General features: G+C 54.3%; 4 protein-coding genes. All 4 read right to left on the bottom strand.

Features of this window, described 5'->3' with window-relative positions; all coding sequences use genetic code 11:
* A partial coding sequence (locus tag BP846_RS11855) for a Yip1 family protein (protein WP_292395665.1) occupies positions 1–573 on the bottom strand: 573 nt, incomplete at its 3' end.
* A 343-nt stretch (positions 574–916) separates the two neighbouring features.
* The gene (locus BP846_RS11850) at positions 917–1,681 is read right to left on the bottom strand and encodes a hypothetical protein (protein ID WP_292395663.1); all 765 of its coding nucleotides are present in this window, start codon (positions 1,679–1,681) and stop codon (positions 917–919) included.
* 13 nt (positions 1,682–1,694) lie between these two features.
* On the bottom strand, positions 1,695–2,264 hold the full coding sequence (locus BP846_RS11845; protein ID WP_292395661.1) for a hypothetical protein: 570 nt from the start codon (positions 2,262–2,264) through the stop codon (positions 1,695–1,697).
* Positions 2,265–2,310: 46 nt separating this feature from the next.
* On the bottom strand, positions 2,311–3,627 hold the full coding sequence (locus BP846_RS11840) for a hypothetical protein (RefSeq protein WP_292395659.1): 1,317 nt from the start codon (positions 3,625–3,627) through the stop codon (positions 2,311–2,313).
* Positions 3,628–4,002: the final 375 nt, after the last annotated feature.

The following is a 4,002-nucleotide window of genomic DNA, read 5'->3' as shown; positions in this document are numbered from 1 at the left end:
AGCAGAGAGACTTCGTGCGTGACGCATACCTGCGGTCCAGAGGAACCCGCACCAGAGGAGAACAGGAATCGCAATTCCTGCATCGATCAGCGCTACGGTGGTTGCATGCGCTGCCACGCGAGAGGGGATGAAATGGTCCTGCATCGGCAGGGAGATGATCTGGAAGAGGGCCAGATGGAGGAGGCTCCCGATGATCAGGGGCGCGCATCCGTATCCCACATAGACCAGCGTCCGGAGAAACGTGCCCCGGCCTCTATACAGGTATGATACCCCATAGAAGACTGCCGAGTACGATACCCATGCCAGGAACGGTGAGAGAGCCGTTGCAAACAGGCCCGCGTATACGATCGGGTGCGCGGACGGGTCGGCGAGCTCCAGCGTTCGGGCGTACGTGGTGATTGCATCGTAATTGCCGCCGATCTCAACCAGGAATAGGCCGCAGACGATCAGGAACGGAGTTTTCAGGTTGACGGACCTGGTTGAACGTTCTGCAAAAAATTTATCAGGAGAAAGGCAGAGCAGTTTCAACTGTCGGAAAAATGAGGTTATCCGGGGGGAAGCGATTTCCTGCAAAGGGGACATGTACTCACCGATGTTCATAAATTATAGGTCACCTGGTCCGTATTGCGCTGGGGGAGGAGAGCCGGGGGAAATCCCTGTCCCCGGATAGAGTCTCTATGCCTCAACCGGTTCCTGATCCCCTCAACGCCTGCTCTCTCGCCATTCTGATTGCATAATCAACAGGACTCCATAGTAACTCAACTGTCCTGCCGTGCATCACGGTGCCGTTCAGTGCCTCGTTTGCGGGTGTACGGTTGGCCACCCACAACCGAATTTCTGTGGGAGATGTTACGAAATTCACTGCCTGCACTTAGGGCTGGTCATCTCAAAGATGCAGCAGTTTCTCTTCTGTACTTCAATCTGTCCCCGGTCCCCTCGATGCAGGTTCGGTCTTTTTCATCTCCTCCCACATCTCCTTTGGTGCGCCTCCAATTAGCTCGATTGTCCTGCCGTACATCACGGTGCCGTTCAGTGCCTCGTTTTCGGGCGTACGGTTGCGCACCCACATCTCCATATGTGCGGGTGATGTTATGATAAAGCCCGATATCTCCAATTCGGGATGATCCTTCTGGAATTGCAGCAGTTCGGCCGCAACCTGCTTACGCTCTTTCTCGTAATCGATATCGTGAACGACCCTGAAGGTCCAACCACAGATCTGCTTGGCCTGAATTGCCTTCACTTTCTTTTCATCTCGTATGGAGTACGCGTGGATGATGGCCAGCTTGTTCTCCGAGTCAAATTCCCATCTGCTTATACCAAACTTTCTGTCTTCATAGGTTCGTTGCAGTTGTTCAATCTCCTCTCTCAACACTTCCGGCAACTCTTCCGGTGTCATATTCGCCTCTTTCAGTGCTTCCTTCACGGGTAGAAGCAGTTGCAGCTCTTCCGATAACCCTTCCGATGTCATGTTCTCAACCTCCTGTTCTTCTCCAGGTACCTGTTGCGGCGTTGCATTCCGGCTTATATCCCCCGGTAGGTTCGACCCTGTCGGCGACCCCAGCGTCACGTTCCCGGTCCCCGGACCACTGTCCTCGTCAGGAAGGTACACTGCTACGATCATCGCTCCCGCACAACAGATGATTGCAAGTGCGATGATGATCCGTAGGGTCGTTTTTGTCATGTACTCCGCCCTTTCAACCCTTGGTTACATTTCCTTTTGCGTCGATCAAAAACGTCGCCAGAGGCACTATATCGTGGTTCGGGAGACCGCAATTAAAGATACCTGTTATCTCGTAGATCTTCACCTTCGTAGCCTCTGTTTCTGTCCCGTAGGGCATCTGCCAGTCACCGGGTCTGATGTCCAAGTTGTCAAACTGGTAGAACTTCCAGCTGGAAAACTCATCTCTGTTGCCGCCTAAGAACTCGGCACAGACCGCATGGCCGAAGCCCTGTGAGTTGTTTATAAGCGACACCATGTAGAAGTCCAGATCGAAGGTCCCCTCGATGTAACAGTGCTCGGGGCAGCGGATCTTCTCCATCCAGTAGCAGCCTGCCAGATCCTGAAGATGCTCGAGGCATTTTCTGGTCCGGGCATACCGTATCACCACGTTTGGCAGGCAATCGGCGTTGTTCCAGGACCCCGAACCTCCCCCGCAGTCAGGAAGCCCGGGACGGAAATACACGATCCTGAAGGGTAGATACACGCCTGCCGAGACATGGCAGTCCACCCAGTCTCCCCAATCGAACCAGCCACCGCCTGCCATACTCACACCTCCAGTCCTGACTCTCTCTTCCTGTGCATCAACCGGTTCACGGTTCCCTCAACGCCTGCTCTCTCGCTATTCTGATTGCATAATCAACAGGACTCCATAGTAACTCAACTGTCCTGCCGTGCATCACGGTGCCGTTCAGTGCCTCGTTTGCGGGTGTACGGTTGGCCACCCACAGCTGAAGTTCTGTGGGTGAAATTGCGAACCCCCCTATCTCCAATTCGAGGTGGTCCTTCCGGAATTGCAACAGTTCAGCCACGAGCTGCTTACGTTCTTTCTCGTAATCCACATCATGGATGACCGTAAAAGTCCAATCGCCGATCTCTCTGCCCTGGAGGGCCTCCATCCCTTTTTCGTCCCGCATCATCCTTTCTTCGCTCCCTATGGAGTACGCATAGACGACAACCCGTTTGTTGTCCGGGTCAAATTCCCATTTACTGATGCTGAATGTTCTGTTATTACCGCGCCGTAGATCTTCTAACTCCTCTCTCACCTCCTCCGGGAACTCACCCGGCGCCATGTTCGCCGCATCCAGCGCTCGTTGCATGAGTTCGGGCACATCCGGTTCCAGAATGACCTTAAAGGTCCAGCCGCTGATCTGCCTGCCCCGAACGGCATCCGCCTTCGTTTCATACCCGTCATTTGGCCATGTAAAGCGCGCATAGGCGACGACCAGTCTGTTCCGGGGATCAAGCACCCACGTCCGTATGCCCCCAATTTGCACGCTGATGTTTTCCATTTCCTCTTTTACTTCGTCCGGCAACTCTTCCGGCGTCATATTTGCCGCTTCCAGAGCTCGCCTCACGGCTGGATGCATATACGGCTCCCAGACGACGTTAAAAGTCCAATCGCCGATCTCTCTGCCCTGAATGGCAGTTATCTCCTTTTCGTGCTCTTCATTCCATGCGAAGACTGCATGGATGACGACCTGCTTGTTCCGGGGATTGAGATCCCACTTCCAGATGATATCTTCGAACGGTACGGTGTTTTTGATCTCCTCCTCTACTTCGTCCGGCAACTCCTCCGGTGTCATATTTGCCTCTTCCAGCGCTTCCTTCACGACTCTAGGCCCATATATGGACGCATACAGGTCTCTTGAGATCTCTTCCGGTGTCATGTCCTTATCCTCCCTTACTTCTGCAGGTACCTGTTCGTGCGTTGCATTCTCGTGTTCCTCCTCATTTCGTACATTCCTGGATTGGTCTGACCCTGTCAGCGATCCCTCTGGCGTCACGTTCCCGGTCCCCGGACCGCTGTCCTCGTCAGGAAGGTGCACCGGTGCGATCAGCGCTACCGCGCAACAGACGACTCCGATCGCGACAACAGCGGCGATGATTCGTGCAGCGGACTCTGTCATTCTTCCTCCTTCACCGGGGTGACGATGCAGTTTTCATGAATCAGAAATGCTGCATCAGGCGGTTCTTCATAGTCGGGGATACCACAGGTCATTATTCCGGTTCCCGATCTCGACGTTCTGTGTTCACCGCGGCGACGTAACAAATCCCGGGAACGAGGGTCAAAACCCGGACGAGCCGCTTTTGCCCGGCGACGTACCGACGCAACAGTTGTATGACGGCGCGTTCTGGTTGCCCTGATTCTTGATGACGCATTCAGTATCGCCCTTTCAGCCTGAGTAGACATACCGTGAGAAGCAGTGCGCCCGCTGTAGCGACTACACCAGATCCCGGAGACGCAGGTGCCGCCGGATTTTCGAGCCGGATTGCATACAGGT

Origin of the sequence: Methanoculleus sp. UBA303 (assembly GCA_002501655.1) — an archaeon.
Taxonomy (GTDB): Archaea; Halobacteriota; Methanomicrobia; order Methanomicrobiales; family Methanoculleaceae; genus Methanoculleus.
This window is presented reverse-complemented; position numbering and strand designations above follow the sequence as displayed.